This is a genomic window from Nocardioides sp. WJ219 (assembly GCF_058559815.1).
Genome location: NZ_JBZUJV010000001.1, coordinates 112,861 through 131,739 on the forward strand (window position 1 = coordinate 112,861; position 18,879 = coordinate 131,739).

19 protein-coding genes are annotated in these 18,879 nt (G+C 73.7%); 12 read left to right on the forward strand and 7 right to left on the reverse strand.

Annotated elements, in window-relative coordinates:
- Positions 1–99 precede the first annotated feature (99 nt).
- Complete coding sequence (locus tag AC4MBH_RS00550; RefSeq protein ID WP_491792375.1) at positions 100–1,605, forward strand: amino acid permease; 1,506 nt, start codon at positions 100–102, stop codon at positions 1,603–1,605.
- On the opposite strand, the gene AC4MBH_RS00555 is transcribed toward AC4MBH_RS00550, so the two are convergent.
- The 4 genes from AC4MBH_RS00555 to AC4MBH_RS00570 form a co-directional block, all read right to left on the reverse strand.
- On the reverse strand, positions 1,574–3,961 hold the full coding sequence (locus tag AC4MBH_RS00555) for an ABC transporter permease (RefSeq protein ID WP_491792376.1): 2,388 nt from the start codon (positions 3,959–3,961) through the stop codon (positions 1,574–1,576). The genes AC4MBH_RS00550 and AC4MBH_RS00555 overlap by 32 nt on opposite strands.
- On the reverse strand, positions 3,958–4,770 hold the full coding sequence (locus tag AC4MBH_RS00560) for an ABC transporter ATP-binding protein (protein ID WP_491792377.1): 813 nt from the start codon (positions 4,768–4,770) through the stop codon (positions 3,958–3,960). The genes AC4MBH_RS00555 and AC4MBH_RS00560 overlap by 4 nt, the downstream gene beginning before the upstream one ends.
- A gap of 83 nt (positions 4,771–4,853) precedes the next feature.
- A complete protein-coding gene (locus tag AC4MBH_RS00565; protein WP_491792378.1) occupies positions 4,854–5,552 on the reverse strand; it encodes a response regulator in 699 nt (232 codons plus the stop codon).
- Positions 5,549–6,694, reverse strand: a complete 1,146-nt coding sequence (locus tag AC4MBH_RS00570; protein WP_491792379.1) for a sensor histidine kinase — start codon at positions 6,692–6,694, stop codon at positions 5,549–5,551. The genes AC4MBH_RS00565 and AC4MBH_RS00570 overlap by 4 nt, the downstream gene beginning before the upstream one ends.
- A gap of 70 nt (positions 6,695–6,764) precedes the next feature.
- Here AC4MBH_RS00570 and sp36 point away from each other — a divergent pair, with 70 nt between their 5' ends.
- The 5 genes from sp36 to AC4MBH_RS00595 all read left to right on the forward strand — a co-directional run bounded on the left by sp36 (position 6,765) and on the right by AC4MBH_RS00595 (position 10,259).
- Positions 6,765–6,920, forward strand: a complete 156-nt coding sequence (gene sp36 / locus AC4MBH_RS00575) for a Sp36 family protein (protein WP_491792380.1) — start codon at positions 6,765–6,767, stop codon at positions 6,918–6,920.
- Positions 6,920–7,399, forward strand: coding sequence for a RidA family protein (locus AC4MBH_RS00580; RefSeq protein ID WP_491792381.1), 480 nt, complete (start codon positions 6,920–6,922; stop codon positions 7,397–7,399). Before sp36 ends, AC4MBH_RS00580 begins: the two co-directional genes overlap by 1 nt.
- 4 nt (positions 7,400–7,403) lie before the next feature.
- Positions 7,404–8,276, forward strand: coding sequence for an NUDIX hydrolase (locus AC4MBH_RS00585; protein ID WP_491792382.1), 873 nt, complete (start codon positions 7,404–7,406; stop codon positions 8,274–8,276).
- Positions 8,273–9,094, forward strand: coding sequence for an MBL fold metallo-hydrolase (locus AC4MBH_RS00590; protein ID WP_491792383.1), 822 nt, complete (start codon positions 8,273–8,275; stop codon positions 9,092–9,094). The genes AC4MBH_RS00585 and AC4MBH_RS00590 overlap by 4 nt, the downstream gene beginning before the upstream one ends.
- 250 nt (positions 9,095–9,344) lie before the next feature.
- A complete protein-coding gene (locus AC4MBH_RS00595; protein ID WP_491792384.1) occupies positions 9,345–10,259 on the forward strand; it encodes an endonuclease domain-containing protein in 915 nt (304 codons plus the stop codon).
- Positions 10,260–10,566: 307 nt separating this feature from the next.
- On the opposite strand, the gene AC4MBH_RS00600 is transcribed toward AC4MBH_RS00595, so the two are convergent.
- A complete protein-coding gene (locus tag AC4MBH_RS00600; protein WP_491792385.1) occupies positions 10,567–11,244 on the reverse strand; it encodes a Crp/Fnr family transcriptional regulator in 678 nt (225 codons plus the stop codon).
- A 227-nt stretch (positions 11,245–11,471) separates the two neighbouring features.
- Between AC4MBH_RS00600 and nth the strand changes: the two genes are divergently transcribed.
- The 4 genes from nth to AC4MBH_RS00620 are packed head-to-tail and all read left to right on the forward strand — an operon-like array spanning position 11,472 to position 14,639.
- The gene (gene nth, locus AC4MBH_RS00605) at positions 11,472–12,128 is read left to right on the forward strand and encodes an endonuclease III (RefSeq protein WP_491793050.1); all 657 of its coding nucleotides are present in this window, start codon (positions 11,472–11,474) and stop codon (positions 12,126–12,128) included.
- The gene (locus AC4MBH_RS00610) at positions 12,125–12,718 is read left to right on the forward strand and encodes a TlpA family protein disulfide reductase (RefSeq protein ID WP_491792386.1); all 594 of its coding nucleotides are present in this window, start codon (positions 12,125–12,127) and stop codon (positions 12,716–12,718) included. The genes nth and AC4MBH_RS00610 overlap by 4 nt, the downstream gene beginning before the upstream one ends.
- Entirely contained in the window at positions 12,715–13,443 is a 729-nt protein-coding gene (locus tag AC4MBH_RS00615) for an NUDIX hydrolase (protein WP_491792387.1), read from the forward strand. The genes AC4MBH_RS00610 and AC4MBH_RS00615 overlap by 4 nt, the downstream gene beginning before the upstream one ends.
- Positions 13,440–14,639, forward strand: coding sequence for a MarP family serine protease (locus tag AC4MBH_RS00620; RefSeq protein ID WP_491792388.1), 1,200 nt, complete (start codon positions 13,440–13,442; stop codon positions 14,637–14,639). The genes AC4MBH_RS00615 and AC4MBH_RS00620 overlap by 4 nt, the downstream gene beginning before the upstream one ends.
- Positions 14,640–14,658: 19 nt before the next feature.
- Here the strand turns inward: AC4MBH_RS00620 and AC4MBH_RS00625 are convergent, their stop codons facing one another.
- Both AC4MBH_RS00625 and nhaA read right to left on the reverse strand, forming a co-directional pair.
- The gene (locus tag AC4MBH_RS00625; RefSeq protein WP_491792389.1) at positions 14,659–15,111 is read right to left on the reverse strand and encodes a phage holin family protein; all 453 of its coding nucleotides are present in this window, start codon (positions 15,109–15,111) and stop codon (positions 14,659–14,661) included.
- Between the two features lie 53 nt (positions 15,112–15,164).
- The gene (gene nhaA / locus AC4MBH_RS00630; RefSeq protein WP_491792390.1) at positions 15,165–16,460 is read right to left on the reverse strand and encodes a Na+/H+ antiporter NhaA; all 1,296 of its coding nucleotides are present in this window, start codon (positions 16,458–16,460) and stop codon (positions 15,165–15,167) included.
- A 171-nt stretch (positions 16,461–16,631) separates the two neighbouring features.
- Between nhaA and AC4MBH_RS00635 the strand changes: the two genes are divergently transcribed.
- Both AC4MBH_RS00635 and AC4MBH_RS00640 read left to right on the forward strand, forming a co-directional pair.
- Positions 16,632–17,684, forward strand: a complete 1,053-nt coding sequence (locus AC4MBH_RS00635) for a WD40/YVTN/BNR-like repeat-containing protein (RefSeq protein WP_491792391.1) — start codon at positions 16,632–16,634, stop codon at positions 17,682–17,684.
- A gap of 50 nt (positions 17,685–17,734) precedes the next feature.
- Positions 17,735–18,868 (forward strand): alpha/beta hydrolase, encoded by a 1,134-nt coding sequence (locus AC4MBH_RS00640; RefSeq protein WP_491792392.1) that lies wholly within the window; start codon positions 17,735–17,737, stop codon positions 18,866–18,868.
- Positions 18,869–18,879: the final 11 nt, after the last annotated feature.

An 18,879-nucleotide genomic window follows, 5' to 3' on the forward strand; every position in this document is an offset into this window, starting at 1 on the left:
TCCACCGCAGCGACGGCGGTGGTGTCGGCGCTCGCTCCCCACGAGCTCGCGCCACGAGATGTTTGACGGCGGCGCCGCGAGGGTGCAAGTTCATCCGTCATGAGCTTGTTCCGCACCAAGTCGATCGAGCAGTCGATCCAGGACACCGACGACCCCGACACCAAGCTGCGCAAGGACCTCGGCGCCCTCGACCTGACCGTCTTCGGCGTCGGCGTGATCATCGGCGCCGGCATCTTCGTGCTCACCGGCACGGTGGCGGCGTCCAACTCGGGTCCGGCGCTCGCGCTGAGCTTCATGATCGCCGCGCTGGCGTGCGCCCTGGCCGGGCTCTGCTACGCCGAGTTCGCGTCCACGGTGCCGGTGGCCGGCAGCGCCTACACGTTCAGCTACGCGACCCTCGGCGAGCTGGTGGCCTGGATCATCGGCTGGGACCTGGTGCTGGAGTTCACCATCGGGTCGGCGGCGCTGGCGTCGAGCTTCTCCGGCTACCTCAAGCAGGTCCTCGAGATCGTCGACGTCACGCTGCCCACGTCGATCTCCTCGGCCTCCGACGGGTTCGTCGACCTGCCCGCCGTGATCATCTCGCTGCTGGTGATGTGGATGCTGATCATCGGCACCAAGTTCTCCAGCCGCTTCAACCAGGTCGTGGTCGCGATCAAGCTCGTCGTGGTCGCGGCGGTGATCGTCGTCGGCATCACCCTGGTCGACGTCGGCAACTGGACGCCGTTCATCCCGGAGTCGAAGCCCGTGCCTGACGCCGAGGGAGGGTTCGGCGACCTGCCGCTGATCACCAGCATCTTCGGGATCGAGCCCGCCATCTTCGGGGTCGCCGGCGTGATCTCGGGTGCGGCGGTGGTGTTCTTCGCCTTCATCGGCTTCGACATCGTCGCCACCACGGCCGAGGAGGCCAAGAACCCCCAGCGCGACGTACCGATCGGCATCCTCGGCTCGCTGGCCATCGTCACCCTCCTCTACGCCGCGGTCAGCCTGGTGGTGACCGGGGTGCAGAGCTACTCCGACATCGACCCCGAGGACGGCGCCCCGCTCGCCACCGCCTTCGACGCCGCCGGGGTGGGCTGGATGGGCAACCTGGTGGCGATCGGCGCCTGCATCGGGCTCGTGGTCGTGGCGATGATCCTGATGCTCGGCCAGAGCCGCGTCGCCTTCGCGATGGCGCGGGACGGCCTGCTGCCCACCTCCCTGGCGCGGGTGCACCCCAAGTACGGCACCCCGCACCGGATCACGCTGATCGCCGGTGTCGCGATCGCCGCCCTGGCGGGCTTCGTCGACCTCGCGACGCTCGCCAACCTGGTCAACATCGGCACCCTGTTCGCCTTCATCCTGGTCAGCATCGCCGTGCTCGTGCTCCGTCGCACGCGTCCCGACCTGCCGCGGGCGTTCCGCACCCCGCTCGCCCCGGTCGTCGCGACCCTGGCCGTGCTGATGTGCTTCTACCTGATGCTCAACCTGACCGGCGAGACGTGGGAGCGGTTCGGCATCTGGATGCTGCTCGGCGTGGTCGTCTACTTCCTCTACGGGCGCCGCCACAGCCGGCTGGGCAAGGAGGGCTACGTCAGTCCAGAGCGAGCCCCGAAGCGGGACTGACCCGGGCGGCCCGGCGCGCGGGCAGCAGGCAGGCGAGCAGCCCGGCGACGGCCGAGACGGCGACGACGATGCCCAGCTGGCCGTAGGGGAGGACGACGGGTGCGTCCTCCACCGCGGAGCGCACCATCACCTGGATGCCGACCCACCCGAAGGCCACGCCGAGGACGGTGCCGAGGACCGTCGCGACGACCGACAGCAGCACCGACTCGAAGGCGAGGGTCGCGCGCAGCTGGCGCCGGGTCAGCCCGACGGCCCGGAGCAGCGCGTGCTCGCGGCCGCGCTCGAGCACCGAGAGCCCCAGGGTGTTGGCGATCCCGATGAGCGCGATGACGACCGCCACGCCGAGCAGGCCCACGACCGTCGCGGTGAGGACGTCGAGCTGCTGCTCGACCCAGGCGCGCTGGGCCAGGCCGTTCTCGACGGTGCCGCCAGAGGACTGGGTGGCGGCGAGCAGGTCGGCCTCGAGGAGGTCGGGTTCGGCGTCGGCGGCGCCCCGGACCCACAGGCCGCGGGTCTGGGGCGCGTCGGTCAGCCGCTCCAGGGTGGCCGGGGTGACGAGGGCGGCGTCGCCGAACCCCTCGCCGCCGAGCACCTCGAGCCGGACGTCGCGGTCACCGACCGCCAGCGTCGTGCGCTGTCGCGACGCGAGGTCGAAGGGGAGCAGCACCTGCCCCTCACGCGGCACGAGGTGGGTGGTGTCGCGGGCCGTCGAGGTGTCCTCGACAGCCAGGACGACGACCTCGCCGACGTCGGGGAGCCGGGCGGTCACCCCGGACATCGGGGTCGCGCCGGCCACCTGGTCGCTGGAGCGGACGTCGTCGAGCGCGGCGGCCGGGACCGGGCGCTCGGTGGTGACGACGGCGTCGACCGGGTGCTGCACGTCCATCTCGTCGGCGAGCGCACCGCGGGAGCTGGCCATCCCGGTGAGGACGGCGGTGGTGAGGGTGACGCCGACCAGCAGCGACGCCGCAGTCGTGGCGGTGCGCTTGGGGTGCCGGCGGGCGTTGCCGGTGGCGAGCCGCACCGGCGGCCCACCGACACGGCCGACGAGGCCGCCGACCGCGGCCACCAGAGCGGGGACCAGCCAGGGCCCGAGCACCAGCACGCCGGCGAACGACGCGACGCCGCCCGCGAGCATCGGCGGGAGGGTCTCGGTCGCCACCGCGGCGGCCAGCAGCGCGACGCCGCCGCCCACGAGGAGCGCGCCGAGCGCGAGCCGCACCCGGCCCGCCGACGACCGCGCGTCGACGTCGGCGTCGGGCCGCAGCGCCGAGAGCGGGTCGGCACGGGTGGCCGAGCGCGTCGGCAACCAGGCCGCGGCGAGCGTCACGAGCATGCCCACGGCGAGCCCGCCGGCGTACCAGGCGGGGGAGACGGTGGCCTCGCCCAGGCGGCTCTCGGGCCAGCGGTCGACGACGAGCGCGACGACGGCGCGGGCACCGAGCGAGCCGGCGACCAGGCCGATCGTGGTCGCGACCAGGCCGAGCACGAGCGCCTCCGCCCGGATCGAGCGCAGCAGCTGGCGACGGGTGGCGCCGACGCAGCGCAGCAGGGCGAGGTCGTGGCGGCGCTGGGCGAAGAGGATGGCGAAGGTGTTGGCGATGACGAGCACCCCGACGACCAGGGCGATGGTGGCGAAGAGCAGCAGCAGGATGGTCAGCACGTCGATCTCGTTGCTCACCTCGGTCTGCAGGTCGGCGACGTAGGCGTCGCGGTCCTCGACCGTCGCGTCGGGTGCGAGCTCGCGGGCCAGCGAGGCCGGCCCGGCCCACGCGACGCTGTCGACGTACATCCGGTCGGCGAGGGCACGCATGTCGGCCCAGGTGAGGTAGACCGACCCGGACACGAACGCCGACGGCGAGTCGACGACCGCGCTGACGGTGACGGTGACCGCCTCGGGCCCGCCGCCGACCTCGAGGACGTCGCCGATGTCGAGGTCGTGCTCGCGCGCGGTGGCCGAGTCGATCGCCGCCTCGCCGGTCGCGTCGGGCAGCTCGCCCTCGACGAGCACCTGCCAGCGCAGGTCGCCGGTGGTGATCGCCCCGACGTCGGCGTCGCGGTCGACGACCGCGCCGTCGCGCCGCAGCGCCTCGACCGCCCACCCGAGCACCGAGGCCTCCGCGCCCTGCGCGGCCGCCTCGGTGACCAGGCGGTCGGCCTGGGTGCCGTCGACGCCGGTCAGCACCGAGTCGGCCCCGACGTACGGCGCACCGACACCGGAGGTCAGCCCCTCGCGGGCGGCGGAGGACAGACCCGCGGTCACGATCACGAAGGCGACGCCGATGACCACCGCCAGCGCGGCCGAGACGTAGCGGCGGGTGTGGGTGCGCAGCGAGGCGAGCAGCACGGTCCTCATCGGCGGCCGGCCAGGGTGTCGACGAGGCGGTCGCGGCTGGGGTCGACCAGGTGGGCGCGCACGGCGCCGTCGGCGAGGACGACGACGTCGTCGGCGTACGCCGCGGCCTCGACCTCGTGGGTGACCATCACGACGGTCTGGCCGAGCTCGCGCACCGAGCGGCGCAGGAAGTCGAGCACCTCGGCCGAGGCCGTGCTGTCGAGGTTGCCGGTCGGCTCGTCGGCGAACACGATCGCCGGCGACGAGGCCAGCGCCCGGGCGATCGCCACCCGCTGCTGCTGGCCGCCCGAGAGCTCCGAGGGACGGTGCCGCAACCGGTCGCGCAGCCCGAGGACGTCGATGACGGTGTCGACGTGCGGCCGCGCGGCGGTGACGGCGCGACGACCGCTGAGCTCGAGCGGGAGCAGGATGTTCTGCTCGGCGGTGAGCATCGGCAGCAGGTTGAACGCCTGGAACACGAACCCGAGGTGCTCGCGGCGGAACAGCGTCAGCGCCGTGTCGTCGAGCCCGGCGAGCTCTCGGCCGGCCACGGTGACGGTGCCGCCGGTGGGGGTGTCGAGGCCGGCCAGGCAGTGCATCAGGGTCGACTTGCCGGAGCCCGACGGACCCATCACGGCGGTGAACCGGCCGGCCGGCAGGTCGAGGTCGACCTCGCGCAGGGCGTGGACGACGTGCTCGCCGCGGCCGTAGACGCGGCTCAGGCCGCGGGCGCTCGCCGCCGGCGCGGCCGGCGCGACGGGACTGTCGGTGGTCGGTGGCAGGGTCGCGGACAGCGGGTCGACAGCGGGGGTCGGGAAGGGAGTGGACATGACCGCCACGCTAGGAATCCGGGACCCTCCCGGTCGTCAGGCGACGGGATGGTCCGGTGGTCATCCGGCGGGATGACGCCTCCTCAACCCACCAGGCCGACCTCGTGCGCGAGCACCACCAGCTGCACGCGGTCGCGCGAACCGGTCTTGGCCAGGAGCCGGCTCACGTGGGTCTTCACGGTGGCCTCGGCGACCACGAGCTCGGCGGTGATCTCGTGGTTGGACAGGCCGCGGCCCACGAGCACGAGCACCTCGCGCTCGCGGTCGGTGAGGTGGCGCAGCCGCGGGTCGTCGGCGTCGGCGCGGGCCGGGCCGGAGGCCGAGGCGGCCAGGTGGTCGAGCAGGCGCCGGGTGGTGCTGGGGGCGACCACGGCATCGCCGGCGTGCACGGTGCGCACGGCCGCGAGCAGGTCCTGGGGAGGCGCGTCCTTGAGCAGGAAGCCCGCAGCCCCGGCCCGGATCGCGGCGAACGCGTGCTCGTCGAGGTCGAACGTCGTCAGCACCAGCACCCGCGGCGCCCCGGGCAGCGCGACCACCTCGGCGGTGGCGGCCACGCCGTCGAGCACGGGCATCCGCACGTCCATCAGCACGACGTCGCAGCCGCCCGGGCCGAGCCGGCCCACCAGGTCGACCGCCGCGCGGCCGTCGCCGGCCTCGCCGACGACGCGCAGGTCGGGCTGGCTCTCCAGGAGCATCCGGAAGCCCGCGCGGACCATCTGCTGGTCGTCGACCAGGACGACCCGCACCGGGTCGCCCGGCTGCCCGCTCGCCGAGGTGCTCACAGGGGAATGGTCGCGTGCACGCCCCAGCCGCCGCCCGGGCGGGGCCCGGTGACCAGGGTGCCGCCGTGCACGTCGATGCGCTCGCGCATGCCGGTGAGGCCGTGCCCGCCGGTGTCCGGGGCGGCGGCACCGCGCCCGTCGTCGACGACCTCGAGCTCCACCCGGTCGCCCACGTCGACCCGCACCGTGGCCCGCGCGCCCGGGCCGGCGTGCCGGCGGACGTTGGTGAGCGCCTCCTGCACCACGCGGTACGCCGTCAGCCCGACCGCGGTCGGCACCGGCCGCTCGAGCCCGGCCAGGTCCGCGTCGACCTCGTCGCCGTCGAGCAGCGCCGGCAGGTCGGGCAGCCCGGGCAGCGGGGAGCGCCCGGTCTCCTCCTCGGCCCGTAGCAGCCCCAGCAGCTGGCGCATGTCGGTGAGCGCCTCGCGGCCGGTGCCGGCGATCCGCTCCAGCGTCTCGGTGGCCACCGCCGGGTCGGTCGCAGCGGCGTACCTGGCCCCGTCGGCCTGCACGACCATCACGGTCAGGCCGTGCGCGACCACGTCGTGCATCTCGCGCGCGATCCGGGCGCGCTCGGCGGCGGCGGCCAGGGCGACCCGCTGCTCGGCGTCGAGGCGGATCCGCTCGCCGCGGTCGACCAGCGCGGCGACGTAGGCCGCCCGGGTGCGGCCCAGCGTGCCGAGGGCCCAGGCGGTGACCACGAAGGCCGAGATCGTGAGGAAGTAGGAGGAGAAGGCCGAGAGCGTCAGCTCGCCGTCGAAGCCGAGGATCCAGTCGAGCGAGGCGACCACCGCGGCCACCTCGCCCACGGCCAGGGCCACCAGGCCGGCGAGGGCGGTCGAGAAGCGAGCGGCGGAGTAGACCGCGATCGGGAACGCCACCTGGGTGTGGATGGGGGTCCCCATCAGCACGGCCTGCAGCGCGCTCGACGCCGCGACCGCGGCGAAGACCTGGTCGGGCCGGGTGCGCCGCCACAGCAGCGGCACCGCTTGCAGCACCACCAGGGGCACGCCCGCGGGGGCGTCGGCGATGGCGTACAACGGCGCGGGCAGCACCAGCACCACGACGAGCGCGACGTCGAACCACCGCCGCTGGCGCTCTCCGAGGCGCCACGGCTGGCGCAGGCCGTCGGGTGGGTGCACGACGTCCACGGTAGGGCGACGTGGCCCGCGGCACGTCAGACCACGGGATGACGTGGGTAAGGTGCCGGGCATGACGATCTGGGAGTACCAGGTGGCGCCGATCCCGCTCCACAACGAGGCACTGATGCTCAACAACTTCGGGCAGGACGGCTGGGAGCTGGTCGCCATCCACACCAACGCCCAGGGTGGCCTGGTCGCGTTCCTCAAGCGGGCCAAGGCCGCCTGATGGCCAAGGGCAGCACCCCCGACGAGCGGCTCGCGTCGATGGGCCTGGCGGTCCCCGAGGTCCCCGCGCCCGTCGCCGTCTACGTGCCGGCGGTGCGCTCGGGCGCCCACGTCTACACCTCGGGCCAGCTGCCGATGCGTGCCGGCGAGCTGCTTGCCACCGGCAAGGTCGGGCGCGAGGTGACCGCCGAGGAGGGCTACGCCTGCGCGCAGCAGTGCGCCCTCAACGCGATCGCCGCGGTCCGGGCCGAGGTCGGTGACCTGGCGCTGGTCGCGCGGGTCGTCAAGGTCGTGGTCTTCGTCGCGTCCGCGCCCGACTTCACCGGCCAGCCCGGGGTCGCCAACGGCGCGTCCGAGCTGCTCGGCGAGGTCTTCGGCGACGCCGGCGTGCACGCCCGGTCGGCGGTCGGCGTGCCCGTGCTGCCGCTGGACGCGCCGGTCGAGGTCGAGGTCGTCGTCGAGATCGCCGCCGGGGCCTGACGCGGTGCAGATCCCGCTGCCGCCGGTACCGCTGCCCGCGCACCTGGTCGAGACCGCCCGCGCGTACGCCGACGGCACCCGCGAGCCGGTCGAGCCGCGCAACGCCGCGACCGTCGTCCTGATGCGGCCGTCGTCGGTCGGCGGTGGCCCCGAGGTCTACTACATGCGCCGCCAGGTCTCGATGGACTTCGCCGCCGGGATGGCGGTCTTCCCGGGCGGCGGCGTCGACCCCCGCGACTTCGACACCGAGGTCGCCTGGGCCGGACCCTCCCCACAGGACTGGGCCGCGCGGCTCGGCTGCGACGAGGAGACCGCCCGGGCGCTGGTGTGCACGGCGGTGCGCGAGACGTTCGAGGAGTCGGGCGTGCTGCTCGCCGGGCCCTCTGCCTCGGAGGTCGTGGCCGACACGACGGCCGAGGACTGGGAGGCCGACCGGGTCGCGCTGGAGTCGCGCGCGCTGTCGATGACCGAGTTCCTGCTCCGCCGTGGCCTGGTGCTGCGCACCGACCTGCTCGGCGTCTGGGACGCCTGGCTCACCCCGGTCTTCGAGCCCAAGCGCTACCGCACCTGGTTCTTCGTCGCCGCGCTGCCCGAGGGCCAGCGCACGCGCGACGTCTCCTCCGAGTCGTCGTCGGTGGTCTGGCTCCCGGCTCGCGCGGCCGCCGACCAGGCCGACGCCGGAGCGCTGGCGATGATGCCGCCGACCTACCTGACCTCGATGGAGGTCGGCACCTTCGAGACGCCTGCCGACGTCCTGGCCGAGGCGGCCTCGCGCCGGGCCGAGATGTTCACCCCCGACGTCGAGCCGCTCGACGACGGCTTCACGCTGTCGATGCCCGACCGGCTGCGCCCGCTGGTCGCGGAGCGCCGCCGATGAGCGCCCCCGAGCCCTGGCGCGGGGGCGACCACGGCGAGCGCGGTCACTGCCTGCTGGCGCCCAACCCCGGCATCATGACCCTCGACGGCACCAACACCTGGGTGCTGCGCGAGCCCGGCTCCTCGACCGCGGTCGTCGTCGACCCCGGGCCCGTCGAGGACGGCCACCTCGACCTGCTCGACGAGACCACCGGCGACGTCGGGCTGGTCCTGCTGACGCACCACCACGTCGACCACTCCGAGGTCGCCGCCGAGCTCGCCGAGCGCAAGGGCTGCGCCGTCCGCGCGCTCGACCCCGACCACTGCGTGGGCGCCGACCCGCTCGTCGACGACGAGGTGCTCGAGGTCGACGGGCTGCGGCTCCAGGTCGTCGCCACCCCCGGCCACACCGCCGACTCCGTCTCGTTCCTGCTGCCGGCCGAGCGGGTGCTGCTCACCGGCGACATGGTCCTGGGCCGCGGCACCACCGTCGTGGCCCACCCCGACGGCCAGCTCGGCCCCTACCTCGACTCCCTCGAGCGGATGCGCGCCCTCGTCGCGTCCGGCGACGTCACCACGATCTGGCCCGCGCACGGCCCGGTCGTCGACGAGGCCGGCGCCGTCCTCGACTTCTACGTCGCCCACCGCCGCGAGCGCCTCGACCAGGTCCGCGCCGCGATGGCCCAGCTCGCCGACCAGCCTTTCCCCGAGGGCTTCGCCGCCGACGAGCTGCCCCGCCGCGTGGTCGAGATCGTCTACGCCGACGTCGACGAGGCGCTGTGGGACGCCGCCGAGTGGTCCGTCCGCGCCCAGCTGGCCTACCTGCGCGACTCCTCCTGACACCCGCCGCCGGCCCGAACGCGCCTGGTGTGACGGCGCGGCCTGTTCGGAGGCTCGTCGGCGGCCCGGTGGCGGGACCTGTCGTTGTCGCGCGATCGAACGGGAACGACACATTTCGGCGGTCGAAATCTGCCGTTGCCGTGCGATCGCGCGGCAACAGCAAGGTCGGCCCCCGAGCTCGCGAACCGCCGCCTGTGGACAACGCACGTGGGGTCTCGCGCAGCGGCCCGCGGCGGTGCACCCTCCTGGCATGTCGGAGTCATGGAACCCGCAGCACCCGTTCACCCGCCGGTCGATGAGACTCGCCGGTCAGGACGTTGCTCGTCTGCGCCACAAGGAGTTCGTCCAGGTGGTGAAGGGGGTCTGGGTCCTCGCGTCCGCCGTAGATCGCAAGACGCTGATCAGGGCGGCCCTGCTGATCCACCCCGCGTCGGCCCACGCGAGCCACTTCAGTGCGGCCGCGCTGCTCGAGCTACCAGTCCCGGACCACCCGTTCGCCCACGTCACCGTTCGCCGTCACGAGGACCGCCGGTTCCGTCCGCAGATCAAGCCTCACGTGACCAAGCGCGAGCGCCGGGTCATCGTCGTGGACGGGTTGCGGACGACCGACCCGATCACGACGTTCATCCAGTGCGCCGGCCACCTCGGGCTGGTCGACCTGGTGATCCTGGGGGACGCGATCTGCCGCAAGTACCGCGTCAAGGCCGAGCACATACGACGCGCGTGCGACGCCAGTACCGACTACTACGCGGGGCGGGCTCGGATCGGAGCCTCCTACGTGCGCGACGGCGTCGACTCGCCGATGGAGACGCGCCTGCGGATGCTCATCGTGCTCGCCGGGCTGCCCGAGCCGCAGGTCAACCTGCGCATCTACAACGATGACGGGACCTGGCGGCGCCGCTTCGATCTCTGCTACCGCAGCATCAAGCTGATCGTCGAGTACGACGGGCGCCAACACGCCGAGGACCCCGATCAGTGGCACCACGACCTCGAGCGGCGCGAGGAGTTCGACGACGAGGGCTACCGGATCATCGTGGTCACGGCGAAGGGCATCTTCCAGGAACCCGAACGCACCCTCGAGCGCGTCCGCCGACAGCTCCTGCTGCGGGGTTGGGGAAACGTCCCACCCCTCGCGCCTGCGTGGCGCGACCACTTCGCCGCCTGACTCACGGCGCGTGCGTCACCCCTGGAGCTGTCATTGCCGTTCGATCGAACGGCAATGACAGTTCGTGGACGTGGCAATGTGCCGTTCCCGTTCGATCGCGCGGAAACGGCAGGTCGAGCGGGACGAAAACTGCCGTTCCCGTTCGATCGCGCGGAAACGGCAGATCGAGCGGGACGAAAACTGCCGTTCCCGTTCGATCGCGCGGCAACGGCAGGACAGCGCGACGCCGGCACCCAAGAACGCCGGCTCAGCGCCGAGCAGTCCTTCGCCGAGCAGTCCTCCGCCGAGCAGTCCTCCAGCGCAGCGCTCAGCGGGCGCGGCGGGCGAGCCGCTCGACGTCCATGATCACGACCGAGCGGGGCTCGAGGCGGAGCCAGCCGCGGGAGGCGAAGTCGGCGAGGGCCTTGTTGACCGTCTCGCGGGAGGCGCCGACCAGCTGGGCGAGCTCCTCCTGGGTGAGGTCGTGGTGGACGTGGACGCCGTCGTCGGCGGTGCGGCCGAAGCGGTCGGCGAGGTCGAGCAGGGCCTTGGCGACGCGGCCGGGGACATCGGAGAAGACCAGGTCGGCGACGACGTCGTTGGCCTTGCGCAGGCGGCCGGCGAGCTGGGAGAGCAGGCCGCGGGCCACGACGGGGCGTCCCTCGAGCCAGCGCAGCAGGTCTTCGTGGGACAGCGAGGCGAACTCGGCGTCGGTGACGGCGGTGACGGTGGCCGAGCGGGGGCCGGGGTCGAACAGCGAGAGCTCACCGAACATCGAGCCCGGGCCGAGGATCGCCAGCAGGTTCTCGCGACCGTCGGCGGAGGTGCGGCCGAGCTTCACCTTGCCGTCGAGCACGATGTACAGCTTGTCGCCCGAGTCGCCCTCGTGGAACAGCACGTCGCCGCGGCGCAGCTTCGTCTCGCTCATCGAGGAGCGCAGCGCGCTGGCGGCCTCGTCGTCGAGCGCGCTGAACAGCGGGGCCTGGCGGAGTACCTCGGTGTCCACGGATCCTCCTGGAGGGGGTGAGTCGGGCGCAGCGCCCGTGAGCCGAATCCTAGAGGGTGTGCGACCTCACAGAGAAAGCGAATGGCCGATCGGCCACCCCAGGTCGTGCGTCGCCGGTCGCCGCGGTGTCGGCGCCGGACCGTAGGCTGACCCGCGTGCCGACCGCCGTGACGCCCGCCGTGCCGCCCGCTGGCCCCCCGACGTCGCTGGTGCGCCGTGCCCGCAAGATGCACCGGGTGCTGGCCGAGACCTACCCCGACGCCCACGCCGAGCTCGACTTCGACAACGCCTTCGAGCTCCTCGTGGTCACCGTCCTGAGCGCCCAGACGACCGACCGCCGGGTCAACGCCGTCCGGCCGACGCTCTTCGCCGCCTACCCCGACCCCGCCGCGATGGCCGCCGCCGACCGCGAGACCCTCGAGGGCATCGTCGGCCCGCTGGGCTTCTTCCGCGCCAAGACCGAGTCGCTGCTCAAGCTGAGCGCCGCGATCGTGGAGCGGTTCGACGGCGAGGTCCCCGGCCGCCTTGACGACCTCGTCTCCCTGCCCGGCGTGGGCCGCAAGACCGCCAACGTCGTGCTCGGCAACGCCTTCGGCGTCCCGGGCATCACCGTCGACACCCACTTCGGCCGTCTCGTACGCCGCTTCGGCTGGACCGAGGAGACCGACCCGGTCAAGGCCGAGCACGCCGTGGGGGCGCTGTTCCCCCGGCGCGACTGGACCATGCTCAGCCACTACGTCATCTGGCACGGCCGCCGCTGCTGCCACGCCAAGAAGCCGGCGTGCGGCGCCTGCCCGGTGGCCCGGTGGTGCCCCTCCTTCGGCGAGGGCCCGACCGACCCCGAGGTCGCCGCCGCCCTGCTCAAGACCCAGGGCCCGGCGTGAGGAAGGCGCTCGCCGCGCTCGCGGCGCTGGTGCTGCTGACCGGCTGCGAGGGCGGCGGAGCCACGCCGCCCGGGGAGAGCGACATCGACGTCGACACCCCGCAGCTGCGCGAGGTCAAGGCCGACGCCGGCATCGAGGACTGCGCGCCCGGTGACGGCGACGGCGAGCTGCCCTCGCTCACCCTGCCGTGCCTGGGCGGCGGCCCCGACGTCGACCTGTCCACGCTGACCGGCCCGCTGGTGGTCAACCTGTGGGCCTCCAACTGCGGCCCGTGCGTCCGCGAGATGCCGGCGCTGCAGGAGTTCTACGCGCGCCACGGCGACCAGGTCGGGGTGCTCGGCATCGACGTCGTGGACACCTATCCCGAGGCCGCGCTCGACCTCGCGGCCCGCAGCGGCGCCACCTACCCGAGCGTCGCCGACCCCGGCGGCGCCCTCTACAGCCAGGACGAGCTGCTCATCAAGCCCGGTCTCCCGCAGTTCATCCTCGTCGACGCCGACGGTGACGTCGTCCACCAGGAAGCCGGCGGCGTCGAGACCGCCGCCGAGGTGGAGGACCTGGTCGAGGCCGAGCTCGGGGTCGACCTGTGACCTTCGACGAGCACCCCGGGCTGCCCGACTGGCTGCGGCCCGTCGAGGCGGCGGCCCGCTCGATCACCGTGCACGACCTGACCCGGTTCATGGTGCCCGACGACGCCGAGGGCGTACGCCGCTCCGCCGTGCTGATGCTGTTCGGCGAGGGCGAGCACGGCCCCGACCTGCTGCTCACCGAGCGCGCCCACCACATGCGCTCCCACCCCGGCCAGGTCTCCTTCCCCGGCGGCACCATCGACCCGGGGGAGACGCCGGAGCAGACCGCGCTGCGCGAGGCCCAGGAGGAGACCGGCCTCGACCCGTCGGGCGTCGAGGTGTTCGCCGAGCTGCCCGAGCTGTGGCTGCCGCCGAGCAACTTCGCCGTCGTGCCCGTGCTGGGCTGGTGGCGCGAGGACAGCCCGGTCTCGGTGCTCTCGCCCGACGAGGTCCACGAGGTCTACCGGGTGCCGATCAGCGAGCTGCGCGACCCGGCCCACCGGATCACGGTGCTCGGCCCGCGCGGCTGGCGCTCACCCGGCTTCCTGATCGGCGACGCCAAGGACGTCATCCTCTGGGGCTTCACCGGCGGCGTGGTCGCCCGCCTCTTCGAGTACCTCGGCTGGATCGAGGACCTTCCCGACGCGCCCGGCCGCGAGCTGCCGGCGTACATGCTGGGCGGCCGCGCGCCGGCCACCGTCGACGTGCCGCCCAACACCGAGTTCGAGGAGCGCCGCCGCCGATGAACCTGCTCGACTGGCTGCTGGTCCTGCTCGTCCTCGCCTATGCCCTGTCCGGCTACTGGCAGGGCTTCGTCACCGGCGCGTTCGCGACGACCGGGCTCCTCCTCGGTGGTCTGGTCGGGATCTGGCTGGCCCCGAAGATCCTCGGCGACGCCGACCCGTCGCTCACCGTCTCGCTCGGCGCGTTGTTCATCGTGATCGTGGGTGCCTCGCTCGGCCAGGCGCTGCTGCAGTTCGCGGGCAGCAAGATCCGCGACCAGATCACCTGGCAGCCGGCGCGCGCCGTCGACGCCGTCGGCGGCGCGGCGCTCAGCGCGCTCGCGGTGCTGCTGGTCGCCTGGGCGCTGGGGGTCGCCGTCACCGGGTCGCGGATCGGGTCGCTGACCGCGATGGTGCGCGAGTCGACGGTGCTGCGCACGGTCAACGACGCCCTGCCGGCCTCGGCCCCCACCGTGCTGCAGGGCTTCAACAACGTGGTCGGCACCAGCTTCTTCCCGCGCTACCTGCAGCCCTTCGCCGAGGAGGAGATCCGCGAGGTGAGCCCGGGTGCGCAACGGCTGCTGTCCGACCCCGACATCGCCGACGCCGAGGGGAGCGTGCTCAAGGTGCTGGGCAACAACAGCTGCGGCCGCGGCGTCGAGGGCAGCGGCTTCCTCTACTCCGACGACCGGTTGATGACCAACGCCCACGTCGTCGCCGGCGTCGACGACCCGACGGTCGAGGTCGGCGACGTCCGGGTCGACGCCGACGTCGTCTACTACAACCCGGACCTCGACGTCGCCGTCCTCCGCCTCGACGACCAGGGCCGCGACGCGCTGCCGCTCGTCGACAGCAACGAGGAGGAGGAGCGGTCCGTGGTCGGCGCCAAGGACGGCGTCGCGATCCTCGGCTACCCCGAGGACGGCCCGTACGACGTCCAGCGCGGGCGGGTGCGCGACGAGCGGCAGCTGGAGTCGCCCGACATCTACGGCAAGGGCAGCGTCATCCGCGAGGTCTACTCGCTGCGCGGCCTGGTCCGTCCCGGCAACTCCGGCGGACCCATCGTGACCACCCAGGGCCACGTCGCCGGCGTGGTCTTCGCCGCCTCGGTCACCGACGACGACACCGGCTACGCGCTGACCTGGGAGCAGGTCGCCGACGCCGCGGCCGACGGTGTGTCGGCCTCCGGCGAGGTCTCGACCGGCGGCTGCGCCGGCTGAGCGGGGAGGGCGGCCCGGGCTACTTCTGGCCCTTGAACGCCTTGGGGATCTGCTTGCCCTGCCGCATCGCCTTCTCCGGGGGGCCGGCCTTCTTGACCTTCTTGACGCCGATGAAGGCGAGCAGGCCGGCGAGGAGGACGTAGAGCGCGAAGACGATGAGGAAGGCCCAGTGCAGGTCGAGGCCGTCGCCGTTCCAGTGGATCAGGTAGGCCAGGGCCACCGACAGCATGATCACCGCGAGCAGCGCGAGGAACGCGGCCGCGACGAAGAGACCCACGCCGGTGAGGCCGAACTTCACGCTGACCTTGAGCTCGGACTTGGCGAGCTCGATCTCCTTCTTGACCAGCGTGGAGATGTCCTTGGTCGCGTCGTTGACCAGGCGGCCGATGGTCGGCTCGTCGGGGGAGGGCGGCACGACGGCTCGCCCGGACCCCTGGGTGGCGGGCTGCTTGGTGAGGTCGGGGTTGACCATGGGTGGGTCCTCGTGGCTCGGGGGTGCGGTACGACTGGCGAACGCTAGGGACCCTACTGGTAGACGTCGGGGATCCCGTCGTGGTCGTCGTCGACACTCTCCAGCTCGCACAACCGCCGGTACTCGCGGTTGCGGGTGCGCAGCACGGCGGTCGCCAGCAGCGCGGACACCAGGGAGCCCACGAGCACGCCCACCTTGACGTGCTCCTCGGCCTGGGTCCCGGTGCCGAAGGCGAGCTCGCCGATGAGCAGCGAGACCGTGAACCCGATCCCGGCGAGCATGGACATGCCGATCACGTCGACCCACGACAGGTCGTCGTCGAGGTCGGCCCGGGTGAACCGCGACAGCAGCCACGTCGACCCGGCGATGCCCACCGGCTTGCCCACCAGCAGACCCAGCACGACGCCGAGCGCGACCGGGTCGGACAGGGCGTCGCCCAGACCGACGAACCCGCCGACGGTGACGCCGGCGGCGAAGAACGCGAACACGGGGACGGCGACGCCGGCCGAGAGCGGCCGGACGAGGTGCTCGAGGTGCTCGGCCAGCCCGGGCTTGTCCTCGTCGCCGTCGCGGCGGCGTACGGGCACGGTGAACGCGAGCAGGACGCCGGCCACGGTCGCGTGCACCCCCGACTCGTGCACCAGCGCCCAGGCCACCACCGCGAGCGGGACCAGCAGCGCCGCGTGGTGGATGCGGAAGCGCACCAGGAGGCCGAACAGCGCGACGGGCGCCATCGCCAGGAGCAGGTGACCCGGGCTCAGGTCGCTGGTGAAGAACAGGGCGATCAGGGTGATGGCGATCAGGTCGTCGACCACCGCGAGGGTCAGCAGGAACGTGCGCAGCCCGGCCGGGAGGTGGGTGCTGATGACGGCGAGGACGGCGACCGCGAAGGCGATGTCGGTGGCGGTGGGGACCGCCCAACCCTCCGACCGGCCGTCGAGGGCGGCGTTCCACGCCACGTAGACCAGCGCGGGGGCGACCACCCCGCCGAAGGCCGCCGCCACCGGCAGGGCGGCCCGTGCGGGGTCGCGCAGGTCACCGGCCACGAACTCGCGCTTGAGCTCGAGCCCGGCGACGAAGAAGAAGATGGCGAGCAGGCCGTCGGCCGCCCAGGTGGCCAGGCTCAGGTCGAGGTGCAGGCCGAGCAGGTCGGCGGGGCCGACGGTCACCGCGCGCAGGTCGGCGTACGACGACGACCACGGGCTGTTGGCCCACACCAGCGCCAGCACCGCACCGGCGATGAGCAGCATCCCGCCGGTGGTCTCGGCGCGCACGATGTCGGCGACGCGGGACGCCTCGGGCCAGCTGCCGCGCTGGAACAGGCGGCGGGTCGGGGAGGGCAGCGACATGGTGCTCCAAGGGTCGGTGACGGGACTGCCGACCAGACTTCCCGGCGCACCGCGGGACACGGTACCCGCCCAGGGCCGGTCCACCACGGGCGCCTCCGGACCCCTGGACAGGGACCGTGCCGCCTCGGCAGGCTGCCGTGCATGCGACGACTTCTCGGGACCCTGACCACTGTGACCGCCCTGACCGCGGGGGCCGCGCTCTCCCTGCTGGGCGCACCGCCCGGCGCCGGCCACCAGCCCGACCGACCGGGGCACCTGGAGGTCCGGACCACGGTGGTCGACGCCGACCAGGGCTTCCGGGGGCTCGACGCGCTCGACCGGCGTACGGCGTGGGTCACCGGCGGCAGCGTCACCGGCGGCGCCGGCCGGGTGTTCCGCACCGCCGACGGCGGCCGCTCCTGGCTCGACGTGACCCCGCCCGGCACCGAGGGCCTGGCGCTGCGCGACGTCGAGGTGCTCGACCGCCGCACGGCGGTGGTGCTCGCGATCGGCCCGGGTGAGGACTCACGGGTCTTCCGCACCACCGACGCCGGCTCGACCTGGACCGAGACGTTCCGCAACGCCGAGCCGGCGGCGTTCTACAACTGCCTCGACTTCTACCCCGGCGGCCGCACCGGGCTCGCGGTGAGCGACCCCGTCGACGGGCGCTTCCGGATCGCCCGCACCGACGACGGCGGCGCCACCTGGCGGGTGCTGCCCACCGCCGGCATGCCCGACTCGACGGGGGAGGCCAACTTCGCCGCCAGCGGCGACTGCCTGGTCGTCTCCGGGCGCACGGCGTGGTTCGGCACCGGCGGCGAGCGGTCGCGCGTCTTCAGCTCCACCGACCGCGGCCTGACCTGGGAGGCCGAGGACTCCACGATCCCGGCCGGCCCGGCCGCCGGCGTCTTCGGGCTCCTCGTGCGTGGCGGCACGGCGCTGGCCGTGGGCGGCGACTTCGAGGCACCGACGGACGGCACCGACGCCACGGCCTACCTGCGCCGCGACCGGTGGGTCAACGGCGGCGACCTCACCCACCTCGCCGAGGACGCGGCCCACGTGCGCGGCGTCGTGCTGGCCACCGGCGAGTCCGGCGACGTGGCCGGCACCAGCTGGTCGGCCGACGGCGGCCGCACCTGGCGCCACCTCACCGACACCGGCTTCCACACCCTCGACTGCGAGGGCGACGCCTGCTGGGCGGCCGGTGGCGGCGGGCGGGTCGCGGTCGTGGCCCTGCGCCGCTGACGAGCCGCACCGCGCCGTAACCCCGCCGGGTCCCGGCTCGTTCGGTCCGTGTGAGTCCCAACCCCCGCGCCACAGCCGCCGCCACCGTCCTCGCGCTCGTCTGCCTGGTGGCGGCGTCGGTCGGCCCGCCGGCCGCCGGTGCCGGTGCCGGTGTGCGGTCGGCGGCGCCGGACCGTCCCGACGAGGGTCCGGTCACCACGGTCGACGTGAACCCCGCCCGCGACCCGGTCGGGGCGCTGACGTCGTACGCGCGGCTGATGACGATCCCGTCCGTCGACAACGGCGTCCAGCCGGTCAGCAGGGCGCCGCGCGAGACCGGCGCGGACGCGTGCCCGCCCGACCGCTGCGTCAACCGGCGGGTGCCGGTGCCGGCGGGGGTGAAGGTCAACAGCAACCTGGTCCGGGTGCTGCTGCCCACCGGCTACCACCGGCCCCGCAACGCCGGTCGCCGCTACCCGGTGGTGATGCTCCTCAACGGTGCCCTCAGCTCCTACGACGGGTGGGCCGAGAAGTCCGAGATCGTGGCGATGTCGCGGCGGTGGCCCGCGATCCTGGTGATGCCGGCCGGCGGCAAGGGCCGCCACGCCGGGATGTTCACCGACTGGCATGACGGCACCTGGGACTGGGAGACCTTCCACACGAAGGTCGTCGTCCCGTGGGTCGACCGGACCTTCCGCACCGTCAAGGGCGCCCGCGGCATCGCCGGTGCCTCGATGGGCGGCATCGGGGCGATCAACTACGCCGCCCACCACCCGCGCATGTTCAAGGTCGTGCTCAGCATCTCCGGCGCCCTCGACACCACCGCGATGGCCACCCGCGCGGTCGGGCCCGAGCTCCTCGCCCCGATCCTCGGCGCCGCCGGGCCCGATCCGCGACGGGTGTGGGGAGACCCGGTGCTCGACCGCGCCAACTGGGACCGGCACAACCCGGCCAGGCTGGCCGGCCGGTTGAAGGGGGTCAAGGTCCTGATCACCTCGGGCACGGGCTTCAGCGGCGGGTCAGGCACCCACAGCGGCACCATGGAGCGCAACCTCTGGGAGACGCACCGCACCTTCCTGCAGGAGCTGACCACCCGCGGTGTCCCCTACCGCGCTCGGGTGATGGTCGGCGGCTCCCACAACTGGCACTACTTCAACCGCCCGCTCCGCTGGGCCGCCCCCCAGCTCCTCGCCGCCCTCCGCTGAGGGTCGGCCGG